This window comes from Lysobacter sp. Root76 (assembly GCF_001428685.1).
Taxonomy (GTDB): domain Bacteria; phylum Pseudomonadota; class Gammaproteobacteria; order Xanthomonadales; family Xanthomonadaceae; genus Lysobacter.
This window is the reverse complement of record NZ_LMIK01000008.1, coordinates 84332-106088: the sequence shown is the minus strand read 5'-3', so window position 1 is coordinate 106088 and position 21757 is coordinate 84332. Positions and strand designations below refer to the sequence as shown.

At 70.2% G+C, this 21757-nt stretch carries 13 protein-coding genes; 5 read left to right on the top strand and 8 right to left on the bottom strand.

The window, feature by feature from the left end; translation table 11 throughout:
* Positions 1–2: 2 nt before the first annotated feature.
* A complete protein-coding gene (locus tag ASE10_RS15760; RefSeq protein ID WP_055909798.1) occupies positions 3–1115 on the bottom strand; it encodes a hypothetical protein in 1113 nt (370 codons plus the stop codon).
* Positions 1112–1666 (bottom strand): RNA polymerase sigma factor, encoded by a 555-nt coding sequence (locus ASE10_RS15755; protein WP_055909801.1) that lies wholly within the window; start codon positions 1664–1666, stop codon positions 1112–1114. The genes ASE10_RS15760 and ASE10_RS15755 overlap by 4 nt, the downstream gene beginning before the upstream one ends.
* 299 nt (positions 1667–1965) lie before the next feature.
* On the opposite strand from ASE10_RS15755, the gene ASE10_RS15750 reads away from it, so the two are divergent.
* Positions 1966–4767, top strand: coding sequence for an EAL domain-containing protein (locus tag ASE10_RS15750; protein WP_082559928.1), 2802 nt, complete (start codon positions 1966–1968; stop codon positions 4765–4767).
* On the opposite strand, the gene ASE10_RS15745 is transcribed toward ASE10_RS15750, so the two are convergent.
* The 4 genes from ASE10_RS15745 to xseA all read right to left on the bottom strand — a co-directional run bounded on the left by ASE10_RS15745 (position 4757) and on the right by xseA (position 11788).
* Positions 4757–6673 (bottom strand): VWA domain-containing protein, encoded by a 1917-nt coding sequence (locus ASE10_RS15745; RefSeq protein WP_056305703.1) that lies wholly within the window; start codon positions 6671–6673, stop codon positions 4757–4759. The two genes, ASE10_RS15750 and ASE10_RS15745, sit on opposite strands and share 11 nt — an antisense overlap.
* Before the next feature lie 266 nt (positions 6674–6939).
* On the bottom strand, positions 6940–8445 hold the full coding sequence (locus ASE10_RS15740; RefSeq protein WP_082559929.1) for an aldehyde dehydrogenase family protein: 1506 nt from the start codon (positions 8443–8445) through the stop codon (positions 6940–6942).
* A gap of 43 nt (positions 8446–8488) precedes the next feature.
* Positions 8489–10135, bottom strand: a complete 1647-nt coding sequence (locus ASE10_RS15735) for an acetolactate synthase large subunit (protein ID WP_055909808.1) — start codon at positions 10133–10135, stop codon at positions 8489–8491.
* A gap of 294 nt (positions 10136–10429) precedes the next feature.
* The gene (gene xseA, locus ASE10_RS15730) at positions 10430–11788 is read right to left on the bottom strand and encodes an exodeoxyribonuclease VII large subunit (protein WP_055909811.1); all 1359 of its coding nucleotides are present in this window, start codon (positions 11786–11788) and stop codon (positions 10430–10432) included.
* 133 nt (positions 11789–11921) lie between these two features.
* Between xseA and ispG the strand changes: the two genes are divergently transcribed.
* From ispG to ASE10_RS21310, 4 genes are all read left to right on the top strand, one after another.
* On the top strand, positions 11922–13193 hold the full coding sequence (gene ispG / locus ASE10_RS15725; RefSeq protein WP_055909820.1) for a flavodoxin-dependent (E)-4-hydroxy-3-methylbut-2-enyl-diphosphate synthase: 1272 nt from the start codon (positions 11922–11924) through the stop codon (positions 13191–13193).
* Positions 13168–13926, top strand: a complete 759-nt coding sequence (locus ASE10_RS15720) for a phosphatase PAP2 family protein (protein ID WP_082559930.1) — start codon at positions 13168–13170, stop codon at positions 13924–13926. The genes ispG and ASE10_RS15720 overlap by 26 nt, the downstream gene beginning before the upstream one ends.
* 328 nt (positions 13927–14254) lie before the next feature.
* The gene (locus tag ASE10_RS21315; protein WP_056305700.1) at positions 14255–17584 is read left to right on the top strand and encodes a S8 family serine peptidase; all 3330 of its coding nucleotides are present in this window, start codon (positions 14255–14257) and stop codon (positions 17582–17584) included.
* Positions 17585–17693: 109 nt separating this feature from the next.
* A complete protein-coding gene (locus ASE10_RS21310; protein ID WP_055909827.1) occupies positions 17694–19292 on the top strand; it encodes a YadA-like family protein in 1599 nt (532 codons plus the stop codon).
* Between the two features lie 285 nt (positions 19293–19577).
* Here the strand turns inward: ASE10_RS21310 and ASE10_RS15705 are convergent, their stop codons facing one another.
* Both ASE10_RS15705 and ASE10_RS15700 read right to left on the bottom strand, forming a co-directional pair.
* Entirely contained in the window at positions 19578–20183 is a 606-nt protein-coding gene (locus ASE10_RS15705; RefSeq protein ID WP_055909831.1) for a hypothetical protein, read from the bottom strand.
* A gap of 12 nt (positions 20184–20195) precedes the next feature.
* Positions 20196–21599, bottom strand: coding sequence for a pectin acetylesterase-family hydrolase (locus tag ASE10_RS15700; RefSeq protein ID WP_055909834.1), 1404 nt, complete (start codon positions 21597–21599; stop codon positions 20196–20198).
* Positions 21600–21757: the final 158 nt, after the last annotated feature.

The following is a 21757-nucleotide window of genomic DNA, read 5'->3' as shown; positions in this document are numbered from 1 at the left end:
GCTCATCGTTGCAGCGCGCGCAGATCGTCGGGGATGCGCACGCGCGGATGCGATTTGCGGAACAGGACCAGACTGGCGCGGGCCTCGTCCAGGCGGCCGGCGTCGCGGCGGGCGCGGATCCGCTGCAGCCAGTCGGCGCGGTCCAGGCGCGTGTCCTCGGCCACCGGCGGCAGCGCGATCGCGTTGCGCTGCATGGTCACTATCGACTGCGTCGCTACCGGTTGCGCGGATTCGACATCGGTGCGCTTGACGCGTGAGCCGGTGACTTCGATGCGGTCCAGGGTCGTGGACTGCTTGGCTTCGGCTTCGCGCCGATCCTCGGCCGCCTCGGCCGCGCGTCGGGCCTTGGAGCTGGCGAGGCTGAAATCGTCGGAGTCGGCGCCCGCAGCGGGAGCCGGAGCCGGCGGAGCTGCGGCGGGCATCGGCGGCGCATACCTCGGCGCGGCGCGCGAGGTGTCGGCGATGCCGGCCATGCTGGCTGCGGCATCGGCCGGCGCGGACGCCGCAGCGGCGGCTGCGTTCTTGTCGGTGCGCTGGCGACGCACGCCGGGCGCGGCCGGCGAGGGCGCGTCGCTCTCCAGGTAACCGTAGGCGTCGGCTTGCGCCGGTTCTTCGGCAATTTTGGCGGCGGAAGCGGAAGCGGAGGCAGCGGGCGGCGGTGGCGGCGCAGCGGGCGCCGGCGCCGCATCCCGTAGGCTCAGCTCGCGCTTGTTCATGCGGGCTTGAGGCAGCGCCGGCGGCGGAGGAGGCGGCGGCGCGATGGTCTGGCGCGGCCGCTCGATCATCTCGGCGCTGGTGTAGGCCGAGTCCGCGGCTTCGTGGCTGGGCGCCTGCACCGAGGGTTCCATCGGCCGCAGCTGCCAGACCACGCCCACCGCCAGGGCCATGGTCGCGGCCACGCCGACGCCGGTGATCAGGCCGCCGGGGATCGCGCTCAGGCTCCAGCGTCGCCGCGACCGCTGCTGCGGGCGCGAGCCCGCGGCCGCGGCATGCGCGGCGGCCAGGATCTTCGCGTCGAGCGCGGGCGAAGGACCGTCGTGCGGCCCCAGCCGCGCCAGGCGGTCGGCCAGGGCGCGTTCTTCGGTCGTCAACGGATCGGGGGTCTGGCGCTTCATTCGTTCAGCCTCGATCGCAGCTTGTCCATCGCATAGCGCAGCCGCGATTTCACGGTTTCTCGTCCGGCGCCGGTGATGTCGCCGATTTCCTCCAGGCTCAGCTCCTGCTCCAGCCTCAGCAGCACGACCTCGCGTTGCTCCTCGGGCAGTTCTTCGATCGCGCGCTGCAAGCGGCGGCGCTGTTCGAATTCGGACAGTTCGCGCTCGGGCGTGGTCGGATCGGGCACGCGCGCGGCGCGTTCGTCGCCGTCCTCGGGCGTGGCGGGGCGGTGTTTGAGGCCGCGCCAATAGTCGTTGAGGCGATTGTGGGCGATCCGGAACAGCCAGGTGCTGAATGCGGCGTCGGGTTTCCAGCCGTGGCGCGCGGCGATCACGCGCTGCCAGACGTCCTGGAAGAATTCGTCGGCCAGCGCCGAATCGCGGACCTGGCGCAGCAGGAAGCGGTACAGCGGGCCGCGGTGGCGCGCATACAGGGTCTCGAACGCCGCCGTATCGCCGCCCGTCCAGGCCAGCATCAATACGTCGTCGCTCGCGTCCGCAGCCGAATTCATCCGCGGCAGGGTACGGGTTGGCGCCGCGAACGGGAAGCGCTGGCGCTCCGATCGGGCGGCCCAAGTGGGGGCGGTCGCCAGTTGCATATCCGGACGAACGGCCGGAGGGCCGCGACGGGGTTGGCGGATCGGGCGCGGCGGACAGGCTATCCTGCGCTCAGCGTCGAAGGACGCAAGGCAAGGGGCCTGGAGCGGTGCAGACAACCGGAAGGCCAGCAGCGGGCGCGAGCGCGGACATACCTGGACCGGGCGACGCGCTCGCGGACGCGCTGTGCGAGAGCCTCCCCGCGGGCTCGCAGGTGGCTGTGCGCTGGCTGGACGCGCGCGGCATCGCCGGCGCATCGGTCGCCGCCGGGGCGGCCGAGCTGGCCGCCGCCGCCGAGCGCCTGCTGAACGGCGATGCACCTGCCCCCGGCCTGAACGACCGCCTCGAAGCCGCCTGGACCCTGGACGACGGCACCCGCGCTGCGCTGTGCGCGCGGCTCGGCGCGCCGCTGGCCGACGCCGCGCGCGCGCCCTGGCTGGCGCTGGCCCAGCGTCTGGTCTGCGCGCAACTGCTGGCCGCGCGCGCGCAGGCGCGGGCCGAATCCCTGGAGAAATCCGAACGCCTGCAGCAGGCGCTGTACGAGATCGCCGATCTGGCCGGTTCGGATCTGGAGATGATCGACATGCTGCGCCGCATCCACGGCGTGGTCGGCGGCCTGATGTACGCCGAGAATTTCTACATCGTGCTTTACGACGACGTCCGCGACAGCCTGCGCTTTCTGTACTTCGCCGACCGCATCGACACCTACATCGCCGAGCCCGAGCGCGAGATCCGCGCCGCCGAGATGCCCAACAGCCTGACCCTGGCGTTGCTGCGCCATGGCGAGCCGCTGCTGGGCTCCTCGGCCTCGATCCGCGAACAGCTGGACGTGCGCCAGGACCTGACCCACGGCCCCGACAGCGAGGACTGGCTGGGCGTGCCGATGCGCCGCGACGACCGCGTCTGCGGCGCGATCGTGGTGCAAAGCTACGACCGCCCCAACCTGTACGGCGACGAGGAGCGCGCCTTGCTGGCGTTCGTCGCCCAGCACATCCTGACCGCGCTCGACCGCTTCCGCGCCCGCGAGGAGCTCGAACGCCGGGTCGCCGAACGCACCCAGGCCCTGCAGCTGAGCAACCGCGATCTGCAGGCCGAGATCATCGAGCGCCAGCGCGCCGAACGCCTGCAGCGCGCCTTGTTCCGGATCGCCGAACTGTCGATCACCTCCGAGACCCTGGAGCGCTTCTACGCCCAGGTCCACGACGTGGTCAGCGAACTGCTGTATGCGCGCAACTTCTACATCGCCCTGATCACCGACGACGGCGAACACCTGGGGTTCCCGTACTCGATCGACGAACGCGATCCGACCCGCGAAGGCCGGCGGCTGTCCGCGGGCCTGACCGAATACGTGATCAAGCGCGGTCAGGCCCTGCTCGCCGACCGCAACCGCATCGCCAGTCTGGAAGCGGCCGGCCTGGTGCGCAGCCTGGGCTCGCAGGCGCATTGCTGGCTGGGCGTGCCGCTGTTCCGCGATGACCACGTGGTCGGCGTGATCGCGGTGCAGAGCTACTCGCCGGCGATCGCTTTCACCGTGCGCGACCAGGAGCTGCTGACCTTCGTCGCCCACCACATCAGCAACGGTTTGGCGCGCAAGCAGACCCAGGACCGCCTGGTCGCCGCGCATTCCGAACTCGAGCAGCGCGTGGCCTCGCGCACCCGCGAGCTGGCCCAGGCCAACTCCGAGCTGCTGTCGCAGATCGGCGAACGCCTGCGCGCCGAGCAGCAGCTGACCCACCAGGCCTTGCACGACACCCTGACCGGGCTGCCCAATCGCGGCCAACTGCTGGAACGGCTGGAGACCGCCATCGCACGCGCCCAGCACGACCCACAGCGTCACTTCGCGGTGCTGTTCCTGGACCTGGACCGTTTCAAGCTGGTCAACGACAGCGTCGGCCATTCCGCCGGCGACGAGCTGCTGATCGAAGCCGGGCGCCGCATCGTCGCGGCGGTGCGCGCCGACGACACCGTGGCGCGCCTGGGCGGCGACGAGTTCGCGATCCTGGTCGACAATATCGACGGCCTGCGCGTGGCCGAGGAGCTCTCGCACCGCATCCTGCGCGCGCTGGGCGAACCCTGCTGGATCGCCGGGCGCGAGGTGTTCCCCTCGGCCAGCCTGGGCATCGCGATGTGGCACTCGCGCTACCGCACCGGCGCCGAGCTGCTGCGCGATGCCGACGCCGCCATGTACCGGGCCAAGTCGGCCGGCCGCGACCGTTGTGCGGTGTTCGACGAGGCCATGCGCGAGCAGGCGGTGCGCATCCTCGATCTGGAAGCCGATTTGCGCCGGGCCATCAACGGCGACGGCTTCATCGCCTACTACCAGCCCATCGTGCGCCTGAGCGATCACAGCATCATCGGCCACGAGGCCTTGCTGCGTTGGCGTCACGAGCGTCGCGGCCTGCTCCTGCCGCACGACTTCATCGGCCTGGGCGAGGACAGCGGCCTGATCGAGGAGGTCGACTGGCTGCTCTACGCCCAGGTAATGAAACAACTGGCCCAGGGCGGCGAAGGCTATGTGTCGGTCAACGTCTCGCCGCGGCATTTCCGCGCCGCGGATTTCGCCGACCGCCTGCTGCGCATGATCGACGAGGCCGGCGCCGACCCGCATCGGTTGCGGATCGAGATCACCGAGGGCGCGCTGCTCGACGACGTGCCGCGCGCCCTGCGCATGCTGCGCACCCTGCGCGGTCACGGCGTGCTGGCGCAACTGGACGACTTCGGTACCGGCTTCTCGGCGCTGTCCTATCTGCACCGGTTCCCGATCGAATGTCTGAAGATCGACCAGAGCTTCGTGGCCGGCCTGGTCGGCGAGACGCGGCCGGAGAGCGTGGCGGTGGTGCGCGCGATCCAGGCCCTGGCCGGCACCCTGGGCATCCACACCATCGGCGAAGGCGTGGAAAACGAAGCCCAGCTCGCGGCTTTGCGCGAACTGGGCTGCGCCTACGGCCAGGGTTACCTGTTCGGACACCCGGCCGAGCACGCGCAAGCGCCCGTGCTGCGCGCGCTCAGTCGCTGACGCTGACCGCGCTGGCCGGGGTTTCGCCGCCGATCTGACGGCGCGCGCGTTCGATCAGCTCCACGAATTCGCGGCGCTGGCCCCAGCGGTCGTCGAGCTTGCTGGCGCGCGCGCTCGCCTCGATCCGCGCCCAGCCCCAACCGTCGTAACGGGTGCCGCCGCGCAGGGCGTCGGCGAACGCGGCCACGGTCGCGGCGAAGCGCATCGATTCGCCAGGCTGCGAGCGCAGCTGCGAACGCAGGATCGGGGTCTGGATCAGGCGGCTGTCGTCCTGGCCCGGACGCTTGTAGCGCAGCTTGAGGTTGGCGATCTCGCCGCCGTCGCCGGCCTGCGCGGTCGCCGTGTTGCGGTAGCGCAGCGCCGGCAGGCGCGCGGCGGTGGAGCCGACCGGGGTGAGTTCGTAGAGCGCGGTGACCTCGTGACCGGCGCCGATGTCGCCGGCGTCGACCTTGTCGTTGTCGAAGTCCTCGTGCCGGAGCACGCGGTTCTCGTAGCCGATCAGGCGATATTCCGAAACCAGGGCCGGATTGAACTCGATCTGGATCTTCACATCGCGGGCGATGGTCAGCATGGTCGAGCCCATCTCCTCGACGAGCACCTTGCGCGCTTCCTGGATGGTATCGATGTAGGCGTGGTTGCCGTCGCCGACGTCGGCCAGCTTCTCCGACAGCGCGTCGTTGTAGTTGCCCTGGCCGAAGCCCAGCGTGGTCAGGGCGATGCCGCTCCTGCGCTGGTCGGCGACCAGGGTTTCCAGGGCGTTCTGGCTGACGGTGCCGACGTTGAAATCGCCGTCGGTGGCCAGGATCACCCGGTTCACGCCGCCTTTGACGTAGGCCTGCTTGGCCATCGCGTAGGCCAAGCGGATGCCGTCGCCGCCGTTGGTGCTGCCGCCGGCCTGCAGGCGGTCCAGCGCGTCGAGGATCTCGCTCTGGCGGTCGCCCGGCGTGGGCGGCAGCACCAGGCCGGCGGAACCGGCATAGACCACGATCGAGATGCGGTCCTGCGGCCGCAGCTGTTTGGCCAGCAGGGAGAACGCGCTTTTCAGCAGCGGCAGCTTGTCGGGCTGGTCCATCGATCCGGAGGTGTCGATCAGGAATACCAGGTTGGCCGGCGGCAGCGTCGCCTTGGGCACGTCGTAGCCCTTGATGCCGATCATCAGCAGCTGGCGTTGCGAGTTCCACGGCGCCGGCGCCAGTTCGGTGGTGACCCGGAACGGCGTTTCGCGCGAAGTCGGGGCGGGGTGGCCGTAGTCGAAGTAGTTGATGAATTCCTCGGCGCGGACCGCATCGGCCGGCGGGCGCACGCCTTGGTTGAGCATGCGGCGCACGTTGGCGTAACTGCCGGTGTCGACGTCGATCGAGAACGTGGACAGCGGCTCGTCGGCGGTGCGGCGGACCGGGTTGTCTTCGTGCGCGGCGTATTTCTCGGTGTTGCTGGCTTGCTGCTGGGGCTGCAGCACGCCCATGCCGGCCACGGCTTGCGGTGCCATCGCCGGCGACGCGGTTTCCATCTGCACGCGCTTCATGCGGCTGCCGGCGACATCGACGCGCTCGGGCAGCGGCGGGGCGAGTTGCAGAGCGTATTCGGCGTGGCGCGGTTCGGACGGCGGCGCGGGCGGCGCAGCCGGGGCGACGACCAGGTTCGCAGCGGGAAGCTCGACGCTGCGGGTCGCGTTCTTGTCGGCGGCGGCTTGCGCCGAATCGGCGGCGGAGACCGCGCCACGCGCCGCGGCCAGCTCGGCCGCCGAAGGCGTGTTCTGGACCGCGTAGCGATCGACGCGCTGGTCGGTCTCGGCCGCGCTGGGCGCGTCGTCGCGGGTGCTGGAGTGGCAGGCGCTGAGCGCGAGCGCGCTCAGGACGGCGACGAACAGGAGGGAGCTGGGGTAGGGCAGCGGCTTGGCGTTCATGCGGGCGGTTCCCAGGGAGGTCCTGGGTGCAAACGCATGGCCCGCGCGAGTGGGGTTAGGCCGTCGTGCCGGCTTTCCGTGGGAGCGGCACGAGCCGCGATCGGCCGCCCACCCGGGCTCGAGACCGCGCAGCGGCTTGGAGTTTCGATCGCGGCTCACGCCGCTCCCACAGAAAGTAGGAACGGGCGTTTAAGGGGTAGCCTCCCGCTTGGGCGGGCAGCCGATCGCGGCCTACGCCGCTCCCGCGGAAGGCGAGAACGGGCGGCTCACGCCACCGGGTCGCGGATCACCAGCAGGCGCTGCTCGGTCATGTCCTCGATCGCATAGCGCACGCCCTCGCGGCCGAGGCCGGAGTGCTTCACGCCGCCGTAGGGCATGTTGTCGACGCGGAAGCTGGGCACGTCGCCGACGATCACGCCGCCGACTTCGAGCCGGTCCCAGGCGCGCATCGCGTGATCCAGGCGGCCGGTGAACACGCCGGCCTGCAGACCGAAGTCGCTGTCGTTGACCTGGGCCAGGGCCTGGTCGAAATCGTCGAACGGGGCCATGAACGCGACCGGGCCGAACACCTCCTGGCGGTACAGATCGCTGTCGCGCGGCACCTTCTCCAGCAGCGTCGCCGGCAGCATGTTGCCGCGGCGTTCGCCGCCGGCAATGAGCTTGGCGCCGCCCTTGCGCGCGGCCGCGACCCAGGACTCGATGCGCTTGGCCGCGGCCTCGTCGATCACCGGACCAATGAAGGTGCGTTCGTCGCGCGGGTCGCCCATGCGCAGCTTGGACACCGCGTCCTTGAGCTTCTTGCGCAGCTTGTCGTAGATCGCCGCGTGCGCGTAGATGCGCTGCACGCTGATGCAGCTCTGGCCGCTCTGGTAGTAGGCGCCGAACACCAGGCGCTCGACCAGGTGGTCCAGCGGTACGCCCGGGTCCTCGTCGACGATGCAGGCGGCGTTGCCGCCCAGTTCCAGGGTCACCTTCTTGCGGCCCGCGCGCGCCTTGAGCTCCCAGCCGATCAGGCCGCCGGTGAAGCTCAGCAGGGCGATGCGCTCGTCCTCGGTCAGCGCCGCGGCGTCCTCGTTGGAGCAGCAGATCACCGAGAACGCGCCCTTGGGCAGGTCGGTCTCGGCCAGGACCTCGCCGATGATCAACGCGCCGACCGGCGTCTTCACCGCCGGCTTGAGCACGAACGGGCAGCCGGCCGCGATCGCCGGGGCGACCTTGTGCGCGACCAGGTTGAGCGGAAAGTTGAACGGGGTGATGAAGCTGCACGCGCCCACCGGCACGCGCTTGACCATGCCGCGGTAGCCGCGCGTGCGCGGCGAGATCTGCAGCTCGATGATCTCGCCGTCCATGCGCGTGGCTTCGCCGGCGGCGATGCGGAAGGTGTCGATCAGGCGGGTGACTTCGCCGCGTGCGTCCCTGATCGGCTTGCCGGCCTCGATGCACAGCGCCAGCGACAGTTCCTCGTGGCGTTCGCTGAAGCGTTTGACGCAGTGTTCGAGTACGTCGCGGCGCGCGTCCGGAGGAAACGCGGCCATGGCTTCGCGCGCCTTGTGCGCGGCCACGATCGCCTTGCGCACCACGGCGGCGTCGGCGAAGGCGACCCGGGTCGCGACCTTGCCGCTGTATTTGTCCAGTACCTCCAGGTCGGTATTGGCCGCGACCGGACGATTGGCGAGGTAGTAGGGGTAGCTGCTCTTGAGTCCGGAAGAGGCTGGTTTGGATTGCGACCTGGATTGCGGCTTGGACGCGGACTTCGATGAGGACTTGGCCATGACGGATTCCGATTGCGAACGGGATGATCGAAGGGGTAGGGACTCAGCGCACCGTGGCGCTCAGGCGCGGGATATCTTCGTTGAGGATGCGGTCGTCGTCGGCGTAGTCGATCGGCACCTCGATCAGATCGACGCCGGGCGTGTCCAGCGCGCGCTGCAGCAGCGGCAGGAACTCGTCGGTGCTGGCCGGCCGGTGCCCGCGCGCGCCGTAGCTTTGCGCGTATTTGACGAAGTCCGGGTTGCCCAGGTCCATGCCGAAGCTCGGGTAGCGTTCGTGCGCCTGCTTCCACTTGATCATGCCGTAGGCGTCGTCGCGCAGCACCAGCACGGTCAGGTCCAGGCCCAGGCGCACCGTGGTTTCGATCTCCTGCGAGTTCATCATGAAGCCGCCGTCGCCGCAGACCGCGAGCACGCGCCGGTCGGGATGGACGATGCGCGCGGCCATCGCCGAGGGCAGGCCCGCGCCCATGGTCGCCAGGGCGTTGTCCAGCAGCAGGGTGTTGGGCCGGCGGCAGCGGTAGCCGCGCGCGAACCAGAGTTTGTACAGGCCGTTGTCGAGACAGACGATGTCGCGCTCGCCCATCGCGATGCGCACGTCGGCGACCAGGCGCTGCGGCACCAGCGGATAGCGCGGGTCGCCGTTGCGCTCGTCGATCTGCGCGTCCAGGGCGTTGCGCACCCGGTCGAAGAAGGCGAAGTCCCAATGCGGCTGCGGTTCGATCGCCTCGGACAGCTGCCAGACCGCGTTGGCGATGTCGCCGATGACTTCTATCTGCGGGAAATACACCGCGTCGACTTCGGCGCCGGCGTAGTTGACGTGGATCACCGTGCGCCGGCCTTCGCGCATGAAGAACGGCGGCTTCTCGATCACATCGTGGCCGATGTTGACGATGCAGTCGGCGGCGTCGATGGCACGGTGGACGAAGTCGTGGTCGGACAGGGCGGCGTTGCCCAGCCACAGCGGATCGGTCTCGTCGACCACGCCCTTGCCCATCTGGGTGGTGAAGAAGGGGATGCGCAGCTTGGCGATCAGGGCGCGCAACTGGCGCGCGGTGGCCTTGCGGTTGGCGCCGGCGCCGACCATCAGGATCGGGTGGCGCGCACGCATGATCGCGGCGGCAGCATGGGCGATGGCCTTGTCCTCGGCCAGCGGGCGACGCGAGTACGAGGCCGGGATCAGGCGCGCCTCGGTCGGGTCGGCGGCGATGTCCTGTGGCAGTTCCAGGTGGGTGGCGCCGGGACGCTCCTCTTCGGCGCGCCGGAAGGCTTCGCGCACGCGCGCCGGGATCGCGTCGGCGGAGACGATCTGGCGCGTGTACTTGGTCAGCGGACGCAGGGTGTCGACCACATCGACGATCTGGAAGTGGCCCTGTTTGCTGGTCTTGATCGGCTTCTGGCCGGTGATCATCAGCATCGGCATGGCGCCGAGCTGAGCGTAGGCCGCGGCGGTGACCAGGTTTGTCGCCCCGGGACCGAGGGTGGACAGGCACACGCCGGCCTTGCCGGTGAGGCGGCCGTAAGTCGCGGCCATGAAGCCGGCGGCCTGTTCGTGGCGGGTCAGGACCAGCTTGATCGAGGAGGTGCGCAGCGATTCGAGCAGGTCCAGGTTCTCCTCGCCGGGGATGCCGAACACGTATTCGACGCCTTCGGCTTCGAGCGCGGCGACGAACAGATCGGACGCCTTGGTCATGCGGGACTCCGTGTAGGGCTGCGCCCGAGTCCTGCGATCCTCGCCCAGATCGTGTTAGCGGTGGGCGATGGCGGGGCGCCCGTGGCGGAACGCTGCGTCGCGTCGGGGGAGGGCGGCGGCAGGCGCGGCTGCGGCGGTGTTCGTGGTGGCGCTATCGCGGCTTACGCCGCTCCCACAGGGCAGCAGTCGCGCTTGTGGCGCCCGCGACGCTGGTCGGTCAGAGCGCTCTTACTGTGGGAGCGGCGTAAGCCGCGATGAAACCCACCCGCAACGCCGCCCGAACCGCGCCCGGCCTCAGGCGGCTCCGTCGCCAGGTTCCCCGCCCTCCACCCTCAGGCGCAGGCGTCCGTCCTGGACCCGCGCGCTCAGGCGATCGCCCGGCGCGGCATCGAGCACGCTGCGCACCACGTGCCCGTCCTCGCGTTGCAGGATCGCGTAGCCGCGAGCGACGGTGGCCAGCGGGCTGACCGCTTCCAGCGAACGCGCCAGGCCGCGCAGGCGCAGCGCCTGATGGGCGAGTTGGCGCACGACCGCCGCGCGCGGACGCGGCGCGAGCACCGCCAGGCGTTCGCGCAGGGCGGCGAGCCGGCGTTGCGGATGGGTCGCGCGCAGCACCGCGTCGGCGTGGCGCAGGCGCGCGCGTTCGCGTTCCAGCCGGCGCTGCCAGGCCGCATTGAGCCGACGCAGGGCCTCGGCCTGGCGTCGGCGCAGTGCGTCCAGGCGCGCCTGCGGGCGCAGTGCGTTGAGCCGCAGCGCGGCGCGGTCGGCGCGCTGCATGGCCTGGCGCAGGCGTTGCAGTTGCTGGCTGCGCAGGCGCGCGTCGAGCTGGCGCAGTCGGCGCAGCAGTTCTTCGCGGTCCGGAACGATCAGTTCGGCCGCGACCGACGGCGTCGGTGCGCGCACGTCGGCGGCGAAATCGGCGAGGCTGAAGTCGGTCTCGTGGCCGATCGCCGACACCACCGGCACTTCGCAGGCCGCGATCGCGCGCGCCAGGCGTTCGTCGTTGAAGGCCCACAGGTCCTCCAGCGAGCCACCTCCGCGCGCCAGCACCAGCACGTCGTAGCGGTCCGAGGCGGCGGCGCGCTGCAGCATGGCGGTGATCTGGGCCGCCGCGCCTTCGCCCTGCACCGGCACCGGCAGCACCTCGGCCTGGATCAGCGGGAAGCGCCGCGCGAGCACGCTGAGCACGTCGCGCACCGCCGCGCCGCTGGGCGAGGTGATCACGCCCACGCGCGCCGGGAGTCGCGGCAGCGGGCGCTTGCGCTCGGCGTCGAACAGGCCCTCGGCCTGCAGCCGCGCCTTGAGTTCCTCGAACGCGCGCCGCAGCGCGCCTTCGCCGGCCTCTTCCATGTGGTCCAGCACCAGCTGGTAATCGCCGCGCGCTTCGTACAGGGTCAGGCGGCCGCGCGCGAGCACGCGCTGGCCCTCGCGCGGGACGAACTTCAGCCAGCTGCTCTTGGGCTTGAACATCGCGCAGCGCACCTGCGCACGCGGGTCCTTGAGCGTCATGTACAGGTGCCCGGACGACGGGCGCGAGAGATTGCCCAGCTCGCCCTCGACCCAGATCAGCGGGAACGTGTCCTCGAGCAGGTTGCGCGCCAGGGCATTGAGCTGGCTGGGCGTGAGGACGTGGTCGGGCGCGGGGGCGTTCATGTTCGGGCAGGGATTACGGCCGGATACCGTACTGCGTTTGGGGCCGGGATTGGGGATTCGGGATTTGGGATTCGTTAAAGCGGGAATACGCGTCGCGCGGGCGGATCCGCCCGCGCGGCCTTACAATATCGGCATGAATTCCGACGCTCCCTTGCCCTGCGCCCCTTCCGGTTTCGGCCCCCTGCCGCGTCGCCTGACCCGTAGCGTGCGGGTCGGCGCGATCGAGGTCGGCGGCGGTGCGCCGGTGGTGGTGCAGTCGATGACCAATACCGACACCGCCGACATCGCCTCGACCGTCAAACAGGTCTCCGAGCTCTGGCGCGCCGGTTCCGAGCTGGTGCGGGTCACGGTCAACACCGCCGAGGCCGCCGCGGCGGTACCGCGGATCGTCGACAAGCTGGCGATGATGGGCATCGACGTGCCGATCATCGGCGACTTCCACTACAACGGCCATCAGCTGCTTACAGCCGAGCCGGCCTGCGCCGAAGCCCTGGGCAAGTACCGCATCAATCCCGGCAACGTCGGCTTCGGCAAGAAGAAGGACAGCCAGTTCGCGACCCTGATCGAGTTCGCGATCAAGTACGGCAAGCCGGTCCGCATCGGCGCCAATTGGGGCTCGCTGGACCAGGCGCTGGCGGCGACCCTGATGGACGAGAACCACGCCCGCGCCGAACCCTGGGACGCCGGCCGGGTGCTGCGCGAGGCGCTGATTCGTTCGGCCCTGGATTCGGCGCAGCGCGCGGTCGAGATCGGCCTGCCGGCCGACCGCATCGTGCTCAGCGCCAAGGTCAGCGGCGTGCAGGAACTGATCGCGGTCTATCGCGAACTCGCCAACCGCGGCGATTACGCGCTGCACCTGGGCCTGACCGAAGCCGGCATCGGCAGCAAGGGCATCGTCGCCTCCAGCGCCGCCCTCGGCGTGCTGCTGCAGGAAGGCATCGGCGACACCATCCGCATTTCGCTGACGCCCGAACCCGGCCAGTCGCGCAACAACGAGGTCATCGTCGCCCAGGAACTGCTGCAGACCATGGGCCTGCGCGCGTTCACGCCGATGGTCACCGCCTGTCCGGGCTGCGGCCGCACCACCAGCAGCTTCTTCCAGGAACTCGCGCAGAAGGTCCAGGAGCACGTGCGGGCGAAGATGCCGGAGTGGAAGATCAGCCACCCCGGCGCCGAGAACCTGACCCTGGCGGTGATGGGCTGCGTGGTCAACGGGCCCGGCGAATCGCGCCACGCCAACATCGGCATCTCGTTGCCCGGTACCGGCGAAGCGCCGTCGGCGCCGGTGTTCGAGGATGGCGAGAAGACCGTGACCCTGCGCGGCGAGCGCATCGCCGACGAGTTCGTCGACCTGATCGACCGCTACGTCGAACGCAACTATGCTGCCCGCGCGCCGGGCGCTTGAATCCCAGCACGGCGACGGCGCGCAGGCGCTGAAGCTCGAAGCGCGCTTCGGCGCGGCATTCCTGCGCCGTTACGGCCTGCGCCTGCTGCTGGTGTTCGTCGGCCTGCTGCTGCCGCTATGGGCCTTCGCCGAACTCGCCGACGAAATCCACGAACAGGAAGCGATCCCGTTCGACGTGCCGATCCTGCAGTTCGCCCATTCGCTGGCGCGCGAGGGCTTCGACAGTTTTTTCGTGCCGATCAGCCAGCTCGGCTATCTCTACGGCGTGGTCCCGTTCGATATCGGCTTCACTCTGGTGCTGGTCTATCTGCGCCGTTTCCGCGAAGCGACCTACGCCGCGGTCGCGCTGGGCGGCTCGGCGCTGCTCAACCTCGCCGCCAAGCAGGGCTTCGCGCGCGACCGGCCCTCGCTTTGGGAATCGATCGCGCCCGAGCACAACTACAGCTTCCCCAGCGGCCATGCGATGGGCTCGGCGACCCTGGCCTGCGTGCTGACCCTGCTGGCCTGGCGCACCCGCTGGCGCTGGCCGGTGGCGGTGGCGATGGCCGCGTTCGTGACCCTGGTCGGCCTGTCCCGGGTCTACCTGGGCGTGCATTACCCCTCCGACATCCTGGCCGGCTGGTCCGTGGCCACGGCCTGGGCGGTGGCGGTGTATCTGATCGCGTTCCGCGGCGGAGTGGGGCCGTGGCTGGAAGTAGGTCGGCGCCCTAGTCGCGACGCTATTCACGACTAGCCAAAACCAGCCCCGTTGTTGCGGGCATTCCCGGGCGTCGGCCGGGTCAGCCAGCACCAGCGGACACCGTAAGGCTGGCCGATTCTTGCATCGCGGCACATGCCGTCTCGCCAATTCTGTGCTTAGCATGCGCTCGGCGAGGTAGGGCGATCCGCATCTGCGCCCGTTATCGATGAGGTCGGCGTCTGGGGAGGCGCCGGCCGATGTCTCTTGCGGCTTGCGGCCGGTCGGGCCTCGCTCAGTACCACTCTCCCATCTGGGCCATCGGTTCGGCGCTTGTCGTCGGTGGGCGTATGCATTGCGGAATTCGCATTAAGGGACGTTGCACATGTCGATAAGAATCAACCGATGGACGATCGGGCTGGCGCTGGGTGCGCTGGCGGCGATCGCCGGCGCCACCGTCATGCTCGGCGGCGTATCCGGCACCGGCAGCGGCCCGATCGGCGGCGCGCCGCCGGCCACCGCCGGTGGCAACAACGGTGAGCCGGAACAGCAACTGCGCAAGTACATCGTGGTCTACCGCGAGGCGCCGCTGGCGACCTACCGCGGCGAGGTCCAGGGTCTGCCGGCGCCGGAGCGCATGCCCGGCGAGGCCGGGGTGCCGCAGATGGCGCGTGCCGCCGCGACCGCGGCCGGCGAAGGCCGCGTCGACGTGCGCAGCTCGCGTGCGCAAGCCTATGTGCGCCACCTCGAGGGCGCGCAGCGCCAGCACGAGGCCGGCATCGCCGCCGCGATCGGACGCCCGCTGCGCGTCGAACGGCGCATGCGCCACGCGCTCAACGCCGTGGTCGCCGACATGAGCGAGGGCGAGGCACAGCAGGTGCAGCGTCTGTCCGAGGTGCAGTTCGTCGAGGAGTACCGCGAGTACGAGCAGGACACCGACGTCGGCCCGACCTTGATCGGCGCGCCCGCGCTGTGGAACTCGCCGACCAGTCCGGTCAAGGGCGAGGGCGTGGTGGTCGGCATCATCGATTCGGGCATCAATTTCGGCAGCCCCTCGTTCGCGGCCACCGATGAGCAGGGCTACACCCACGTCAATCCGCTCGGCGCCGGCACCTACCTGGGCACCTGCGCCGCCGGCGGCGTCGACGCCGGGCGTTGCAACGACAAGCTGATCGGCGGCTACGACTTCGTCTGCGCCGCCCCGGGCAATACCTGCGGCCAGGCCAACATCCGCGAAGAGCCGGGCTTCGGCGATACCAACAGCCACGGCAGCCATACCGCCGCGACCACCGCGGGCAACTTCCGCACCGTCGCGTTCAAGGGCCGCAACAGCCTGATCTCGGGCGTCGCGCCGCACGCCAACATCATCGCCTACGACGTGTGCTACACGAACACGGCGACCGGTCGCGGCCTGTGCCCGAACACCTCGTCTGCCGCCGCGGTCGACCAGGCGGTCGCCGACGGCATCGTCGACGTGCTGAACTTCTCGGTCGGCGGCGGCGAAAACCCGTGGAGCGACGCGGTCTCGCTGGCGTTCCTCAATGCGGTCAATGCCGGCATCTACGTCGCGACCTCGGCCGGCAACAGCGGCCCGGGTCCGAACACCATGGGCCACCTCGAGCCGTGGACCGGTTCCACCGCGGCCGCCCAGCACGGCCGCCAGGACTTCAATCCGGTCCTGCAGGTCACCGGCCCGGGCGCCGTGCCCGCCGCACTGAGCGCGATCGTGCTCAACGAAGGCACCGGCGGCGTCGCGCTCACCGCGCCGATCGCGCCGAACACCACGCTGCGCGTCAGTCCCGCTATCGACGGCGTCGACGACGGCTGCGCGGCGTATCCGGCCGGCACCTTCACCGGTGCGATCGCGGTGATCCGTCGCGGCACCTGTTCGTTCACCATCAAGTCCGGTAATGCCGCAGCGGCCGGTGCGATCGCCGTGGTCATCGCCAACAACGCGGCCGGCGGCCTGATCCCGACCATGACCGGCGCCACCATCCCCGGCTTCGCGATGCTGCAGACCGACGCCAACGCGGTGCGCGATTTCCTGGCCGGCAATCCCGGCACCGCCGGCATCAGCGTGCTGGCGATCCCGAACACGCCCGACGTGCTCGCCGATTTCAGCTCGCGCGGCCCGGCCGGAACCTTCGATCTGCTCAAGCCCGACGTCACCGCGCCGGGCGTCAACATCCTGGCGGTGGTCTCCGGCACCGCGATCAGCGGTTCGGAAAACGCGGTCGGCCTGATGAGCGGTACCTCGATGGCCTCGCCGCACCATGCTGGCGCGGCCGGTCTGCTGCGCCAGGCGCGCCCGACCTGGACCGTGCCGGAAGTGAAGTCGGCGCTGGTGATGACCGCCGAACAGCAGGTGTTCAAGGAAGATTCGATCACCCCGGCGACGCCGTTCGACCGCGGCGGCGGCCGTCTTCGCGTCGATCTCGCCATGCGCGCCGGCCTGGTGCTCAACGAGACTCGCGGCAACTACCTGGCCGCCGATCCGGCTACCGGCGGCGATGTGGCCAATCTCAACCAGCCCAGCCTGGCCAAGGCGCGCTGCGTGGAGCGCTGCGTGTTCACGCGTACCTTCCGCAACACGCTGGCGGTGCGCCAGGGTTGGACGGTGAAGCTGACCGGCCTCAGCGGCACGATCACGCCGGCGCTGTTCACGCTCAATCCCGGCGAGAGCAAGGCGGTCAAGGTCACGGTCAACAGCTACCAGCTGCCGGCCGACGGTTCCTGGAACTTCGGCACCCTGACCCTGACCCCGACCTCGATCGGCACGCTCGACCAGCCGACCCTGCGCCTGCCCGTGGCGGTGTCGGTGCCGCCGCCGGTGATCGCGCTCAATCCGCTGCAGATCGCGGCGACCCTGCCCGTGGGCGGCAGCGGTTTCGCCAACTTCCGTATCGACAACCTCGGCGGTTCGCGTCTGGATTACACGATCGACAACACCGGACAGGGCACGCGCACCTTGCTGGATGCGCCGCGCGGCGCGGTCAGCAGCGGCTTCCGCTCCACCTCGTACACGGATCCGGCGACCGCCGGTTCGGCGGCGCAGTTCAGCGCCGACGATTTCACCGTGACCGAGGCCACGCGCATCGTCTCCCTGTACACCGAGGGCTTCGTTTCCAGCAATCAGCCGCTGGCGACCACCGCTACCAGCCTGACCTGGACCCTGTTCCGCGACAGCGGCAACAACCCGGAAGGCAATCCGCAGGCCTCGCCGGGAGTGGCGGTGTGGAGCTACACCTCCGCGCCGACCGCCGCCGGCGTCGCCATCACCGGCGCCAATATCGGCCTCAACCTGACCGCCGCCGGCCAGAACGTCGATCTGCTGCCGGGCCGTTACTGGCTGGTGGTGAACGCGCGTTCGAGCTTCGCCAACCGTTGGGTCTGGTTCGGCTCCAACAGCGGCGACAACGTGTTCCGCACCATCACGGTCACCACCGCCGGCGCCGGCGCCTGGACCGCGGGCAGCGGCTTCGCGGGCCTGGCCTGGAACGTGGGCGCGTCCAATGCCTGCGGCGCGCCGTGGATCGGCGCACCGGTGAGCGCGATGGGGCGCGTGAACCCGGGCGCGGTCGGCATCAACGCCCAGGTGCAGCTCAACGCGGCCGGCCTGAGCGCCGGTACGCACGTGGGCTACATCTGCGTGGCCAGCAACGACCCGGTCAAGCCCAAGGTCGCCGCGCGCGTGGTGCTGACCGTCACGCCGTAACGTTCGAACGCTAGTTTCGCCGGGCCCGCAATGGGCCCGGCGGCTTTTTCAGATACCGGCACGGGCCGCGTTGCACGGCTCATCCAAACGATTCCTAAGGGGGAACGCAATGAAGCACACGCACCACACGCTCCTGGCGACCGCATTGCTGCTGGCCCTGGCCGCGCCTGTTTCCGCGCTGGCCGGCGAGCCCTGCCTGCTCGACGACGGCATCGGCGGCAGCACCACCGGCGGCGCCACCGCGGCCGGCGGCGGCGCCACCGCTTGCGGCAGCGGCGCCACCGCCAGCGGCGACGGCAGCACCGCGGTCGGCTCGGCCAGCACCGCTAGCGGTACCGGCAGCACCGCGCTCGGCGCCGACAGCATCGCCGGCGGCGATCAGAGCACCGCGGTCGGGCAGGGCGCCCAGGCCGGTGGGTTCGGCGCCACCGCCACCGGCAGCGGCAGCAACGCCAGCGGCGAATTCAGCACCGCTACCGGCACCGCCAGCGAAGCCAGCGGCCAGTTCAGCAGCGCCAGCGGCGCCGGCGCGCGCGCCACCGCCGACAGCGCCACCGCCAGCGGCAGCTTCAGCGAAGCCAGCGGCCTGGGCAGCACCGCGCATGGCTACAACGCCATCGCCAGCGGCGAGCTGAGCAGCGCCAGCGGCAGCGGTTCGCTGGCCTCGGGCGACGCCAGCACCGCCAACGGTGCGGGCGCCACGGCCAGCGGCAAGGGCAGCACCGCCAGCGGCGCGCACAGCGTCGCCAGCGCCGACGGCGCCACCGCCAACGGCGGCTGGGTCGACAAGGACGGCGACGGCGTGGTCGATCCGGACGAAGTGACGACCGCCAGCGGCCTGGAGTCCAGCGCCTACGGCGGCGGCGCCCAGGCCACGGCCGATCAGTCCAGCGCCTTCGGCGGCCGCAGCCTCGCCAGCGGCATCGGCAGCACCGCGTTCGGTCACGGTGCCCAGGCCACGGCGCAGAACGCGACCGCGATCGGTCAGGGCAGCAGCGCCAGCGGCGCCAACAGCGTCGCGCTGGGTTCGGGTTCGGTCGCCGACCGCGGCAACACCGTCTCGGTGGGCAGCGGCGGCAACGAGCGCCAGATCACCAACGTCGCAGCCGGCACCCAGACCACCGACGCGGTCAACCTGGGGCAGTTGCAGTCCACCGCCGCCGCCACCCTGGCCAGCGCCAACAATTACACCGACACCGTTGCCGCGAACACCCTGTCCAGCGCCAACAGCTACACCGACTCGCGCGTGACCAGCAACAACGCGGTGGTGCTGAACCAGGCCAATGCGCACGCCGACGCCGGCGACGCGGCCACGCTCAACGCCGCCAACACCCATGCCGACGCCGGCGATGCGGCCACCCTGCGCACCGCCAACACCTACACCGACACCCGCTTCGCCCAGGCGATCGCCGCGCCGATCGCGGCCATCGACGATCTGCGTTCGGACATGGAGTGGGGCTTCGACCGCACCGACCGCCGCATCGATCGCGCCGGCGCGATGACCGCGGCGATGGTGCAGATGGCGACCTCGGCCGCCGGCATCCATACCAAGAACCGGGTCGCGGTCGGCGCGGGTTTCCAGAACGGCGAGCAGGCGCTGTCGGTCGGTTATCAGCGCGCGATCAGCGATCGCGCCACGGTGACCTTTGGCGGAGCGTTCAGCAGTTCGGAAAGCTCGGCGGGCGTCGGCCTGGGTTTCGGTTGGTAAGACTTCCCTGGGAAACTGCGGTACGTGAACGGCGCCTTCGGGCGCCGTTTTTTTTGCGACGGTCGTGCGGCTTCCGTAGCGGAACCCCGCCGTAGGATGCGGTGATAACCGCATCGTCGTGTAGTCGCGGTTTCGAGTTGCGGTCTCGATAACCGACGTGCTGCACCCCTCTCTTTGAAGGGCGCGCGCCGAGTCGCCGCCTTCGGTTAGTTGCGTCGGGCGATGCGGTGCGCCTTCGGCTTACCGCATCCTACGGACGTTGAAGCGTGTTGAAGATGCTGCGAGTCAGCGGTACGCGCGTTCGCGCTCGGCCTGCAGGCGCTGGCGCAGGTACTCGTCGCGGGTGAGCCCGCCGGGAATCTGTCGCAGCGCCATCACTTCGGCCACCACCGCGGCCTCGCGCTGCTTGTAAGACTGGAAGCGTGGATCGTTGCGTTGCTGCGCCAGATACTGCGCGTTGCGGCGCTCGGCCAGTTCGCGGTACTGCGTGGCCAGCGCCTCGACCTGACGCATTTGTTCGGCCTGGTCCGGCACGGTGGCCTGGATCAGGGCCACGCGCAGCAGCATGGTTTCGCCCGCCGACAGTTCGCCGGCGCGCTCGTAACCGTCGATGCCGCGTTCGACCCTTTGCGCCTGGCGCGTTCGTTCGGCCGCGCTCAGCGCCGCGGCGTCGCGGAAGAAGCGTTTGGCATCGTCCCGGAACCCTTGCCGGTCGCGATAGGCGCGCGCCTGCGGGGTGCGGATCAGCGCGGCCTGGGTCGCCTCCGCCGCGCTGGCTTGCGCGCCGCCGGCCGGAACGCTCGCGCGCGATTCGCGCGAGCGTCCGACCAGCGCCGCCGCGGCCAGGGCCACGATGGCCAAAGCGACCAGCAACAGCTTGGTGCGCGTCACGGAGCGCGTACCTCAGCCCAGCAGCTGGTCGACCAGCCAGTACAACAGGTTGAACGGCTTGGCGCGGTCGGCCTGATCGTTGGCCTCCGACGCGTCCAGCACCTTGCCGTTGCCGTCCATCACGCTGTCGATGAACTGCTTGAGCTGCAGGTTCTGCGCCTGCACGTCGCCGTTCTTGAAGTCGACGATGGTGGTGCAGTGGCTTTCGTTGAGCGCGCGGTACTGCGGGAAGTAGCCGCCGAAGTTGTCCAGGGTGTTCAGGCGCGCGGACAGGCGCTGGGTATCGGCGCCCCACTTGGCGTGGATCAGCGCTTCCTTCGCGGCCTGGGTCGGCGCCGCCTGGATATCGGGGTGGAAGCGCTCGTAGGAGTACGAGGAGTAATTGAGGTCCTGCCAGAAATGGGTGGCGCCGAGCCGGTCGCCGACGTGCTTGTTGGCGAGCGCCGGATACAGCGAACCCAGTTCGTCGAGATCCAGCTGCGGCAGGCCGCTGGCCAGATACGCGAGCGGGCCGTTCGGCGCGTCCAGGCCCCAGGCGCCGCGAATGTGCGCCATCAGCGGTTGCGACGGGTACTGCGACGGATCGCCGTTGCGCGGGGTCGGGAAGATCGGGCCGGAATCGTCGATCAGGAAGCTGCGGGTGGGCGCGAGATCGCGGCGCAGCGGATCGTAGTTGATCAGGCTGCCGGCGCCGCCGGCGCTGCAACCGGTGCTGAGCATCTGCCCGGGCCGCGGCAGGTTGTCCTTGAGCCAGGCCACCACCGCGCGCGAATTGCGCAGACCGTTGTGGTGCCAGACCAAGGGCGGGGCCTGGTTGCCGGGATCGGCGTAGACCGCGACCTTGTCGCCGCCGTAGATGTCGCCGGTGCAGTAGGGCACGTAGACCATGTTCCAGTTCTGGGTCTTGACCCCGTCGAACGGGCTGACCCGGGTCACGAACGGGCTCACCAGGCTGGCGCCGGGATTGAGCAGGCGCATGTAGTCGTCGGGAATGCCGTGCGGATTGCGCGCGCCGCGGATGCCGCTCTGGCCCGAGCAACTGGCGTAGTCCCAACAGGCGCCGCCGCCTTCCATGTAGATGATGGTGTTGGTGGTGTCGGGCACGCGATTGACGAAGATCTTGTACGGCGAGCCGTCGCCGCAGACCGCGCCGGTTTCGGCCGGCAGTTGCACGGTCTGCCACTGGTAGTAGGCGCCCGGGCTGAAGCCGTCGGCCTTGGCCGCATCGCGGCTCAGCAGCGGGTACTGGCCCTGGCGCTGCGCCGGCTGCACCGGGTTGTTGGCGCGCGGCGGCGAGACCAGGTTGCGCAGGGTCTGGAAGAAACCGTAGTCGCCTTCCTCGGCCAACAGCGGCGGGCTGGCCAGCGCGAACGCGCCTCCCAGCAGAACGACGGCGGCGTATCGGGTGTAGGCCATGGCCTTGCTCTCCTTTGCATGCGATGAGTGCGGGCGATGCCCGCGCAACGCGGCACGATTCCGGTCCCCTCGGTCCGGCGCAGCCGCGGCAGCCCCCTGTCCATACTGCTGCGTCTGGATATCGCCGCCGGCGCGGCAGCGTCAACGCGTATCGCGCG

What these genes read in the sequence shown, in the direction of transcription:
- ASE10_RS15720 (WP_082559930.1), top strand. Translation starts at nt 13,168, where the DNA reads ATGCTGCCCGCGCGCCGGGCGCTTGAATCCCAGCACGGCGACGGCGCG.
- ASE10_RS15755 (WP_055909801.1), bottom strand. Translation starts at nt 1,666, where the DNA reads ATGAATTCGGCTGCGGACGCGAGCGACGACGTATTGATGCTGGCCTGG.
- ASE10_RS15740 (WP_082559929.1), bottom strand. Translation starts at nt 8,445, where the DNA reads ATGGCCAAGTCCTCATCGAAGTCCGCGTCCAAGCCGCAATCCAGGTCG.
- ASE10_RS15745 (WP_056305703.1), bottom strand. Translation starts at nt 6,673, where the DNA reads ATGAACGCCAAGCCGCTGCCCTACCCCAGCTCCCTCCTGTTCGTCGCC.
- ASE10_RS15735 (WP_055909808.1), bottom strand. Translation starts at nt 10,135, where the DNA reads ATGACCAAGGCGTCCGATCTGTTCGTCGCCGCGCTCGAAGCCGAAGGC.
- ASE10_RS15760 (WP_055909798.1), bottom strand. Translation starts at nt 1,115, where the DNA reads ATGAAGCGCCAGACCCCCGATCCGTTGACGACCGAAGAACGCGCCCTG.
- ASE10_RS21310 (WP_055909827.1), top strand. Translation starts at nt 17,694, where the DNA reads ATGAAGCACACGCACCACACGCTCCTGGCGACCGCATTGCTGCTGGCC.
- ASE10_RS15700 (WP_055909834.1), bottom strand. Translation starts at nt 21,599, where the DNA reads ATGGCCTACACCCGATACGCCGCCGTCGTTCTGCTGGGAGGCGCGTTC.
- ispG (WP_055909820.1), top strand. Translation starts at nt 11,922, where the DNA reads ATGAATTCCGACGCTCCCTTGCCCTGCGCCCCTTCCGGTTTCGGCCCC.
- xseA (WP_055909811.1), bottom strand. Translation starts at nt 11,788, where the DNA reads ATGAACGCCCCCGCGCCCGACCACGTCCTCACGCCCAGCCAGCTCAAT.
- ASE10_RS21315 (WP_056305700.1), top strand. Translation starts at nt 14,255, where the DNA reads ATGTCGATAAGAATCAACCGATGGACGATCGGGCTGGCGCTGGGTGCG.